Annotated in this window: 2 protein-coding genes; both read right to left on the reverse strand. The window is 34.1% G+C overall.

Translation table 11 applies throughout. From position 1 onward, the window contains the following. Positions 1–64 precede the first annotated feature (64 nt). Positions 65–298 carry a hypothetical protein gene (locus C7958_RS15475; RefSeq protein ID WP_111573566.1) on the reverse strand — a complete coding sequence of 78 codons (234 nt, stop codon included), beginning with the start codon at positions 296–298 and terminating at the stop codon, positions 65–67. Next, the gene (locus tag C7958_RS15480) at positions 222–1538 is read right to left on the reverse strand and encodes an IS91 family transposase (protein ID WP_111573567.1); all 1317 of its coding nucleotides are present in this window, start codon (positions 1536–1538) and stop codon (positions 222–224) included. The genes C7958_RS15475 and C7958_RS15480 overlap by 77 nt, the downstream gene beginning before the upstream one ends. Between the last annotated feature and the right edge of the window lie 61 nt (positions 1539–1599).

Consider the following 1599-nt stretch of genomic DNA (forward strand, 5'->3'; position numbering starts at 1 on the left):
AAGAACAAAATGGCCTGACGGCCACCCTACTATAGAAGTTAATTAATATTTCTTTAGTAGGGATTTATCTTTCAAATGTGTATTTAAACTTCATTTCCGCACCACATTCAGGACATGCCACTCCTGGCATTTCTCCTTCTTTCAAATCTTTTCCCATTGCAAACTCATCTATTACATAACCTGGGACTTCATCTTCTTCCCCACACTTGGGACATTCAAACTTATACCACTCTTTGTCTGTTTCTTCTGGGGAATGGAATGGGATCTCCATATTTTCTTGCCAGTTTTTTTCTTTCATATCTTGGATCAACCTCCCAACTATTGCTTTTAATATATCTTCCATTATCATCGGTATGTTCTATATGATACAGAAAATCATATAATGGATGCCAGATCTCATACAACACCATCTCTTTACCACAGTTTTTACACCTTACTGGATCTTTTCCAAAACTTTTTATCATTCTTTCTCTCCAGCTTAATGATCTAGTAACTTTCTGCTCTGTGATTAGTCTTAACTGTCTTCTTTTCATGTATTTCCAGAGAGCCACTATCTTTTTTACTCTTTTGTTGTAGCCTCTTCTGTAGAGTCCATATCGTCTGGTCATCTTAAAATATTTAGGTGGAATATGCATTATTATTCTGCCAATGAATTTCATGGCTGATAGCTCTAATTCCACTCTTTTTTTTGTTTTATGATCTTCATACCAGAACCTTACCTTTTTCCCATCATACTCTAAAATTCTATATTCTGCAATAGCTGGTCTGGCTAAATATCTTCCTATGTATTTTGCTGCTCCTCGGGCACTATTCATTCTGCTTTCTGCATTGACATAAAAACCTTCTTTGTATCTTCTATAGAAATATCTAATTAGATTTTGAACCTTTTGATCATCAGAAAATCTTTCTTTAAAGATATCTAAAAGTACTTTCTGCCAGGCTTTTCTTAAATATTTATAGGAAAAATATCCTACTTTACTCCACTGATGATATTTATCTAATGCACCTTCTGCTATTAACGCATGCACATGAGGATTAAAGCTCATATCACGACCAAAGGTATGAACTACTGTTATTATTCCAGCTTCATATTCATGAATTTTACCTTTTTTATCTATATATCGCTGAATTAATTCTGCCACTTTATCACTTAATTCTTTTATGATATCTCTCTGCCAGTAGATATATCCTCTTAATTCTTCTGGAACGGTAAATACCATGTGTCTATGGCTAACATCTAAGATCATATCAACCTGTTTGTCTACCCATTTATCTACATAGACTTTACCACATCTGGAGCAGAACCTACTTTTACAGCTGAAGCTGACAATATGCTCTTCACCACAGTCCAGGCATTTATATTTAGCATAACCATTTTCTGGGTTACCACATTCCATTGATTTTTCTACCTGGTCAATTACATGATTTAACATATCAGCAGGCACTCTACCTGGAAGATGTTCTATCTTAAACTCTTCCCAGTGATCATTCAATATTGTTTTAACTTTAATATGATTTCTTCTTTGTTTTGGGCTCATAATATTTTTATCCTTCTACAAAGTTATCCACATTCCTGCAAAAGCATAATTTCCTATATAA

It is taken from the genome of Halanaerobium saccharolyticum (genome assembly GCF_003259895.1).
Lineage (GTDB): Bacteria > Bacillota > Halanaerobiia > Halanaerobiales > Halanaerobiaceae > Halanaerobium > Halanaerobium saccharolyticum_A.

Bases quoted from the DNA above. Each gene is read 5' to 3' on its own strand.
- C7958_RS15475 (WP_111573566.1), bottom strand. From the start codon at position 298: ATGAAAGAAAAAAACTGGCAAGAAAATATGGAGATCCCATTCCATTCC.
- C7958_RS15480 (WP_111573567.1), bottom strand. From the start codon at position 1,538: ATGAGCCCAAAACAAAGAAGAAATCATATTAAAGTTAAAACAATATTG.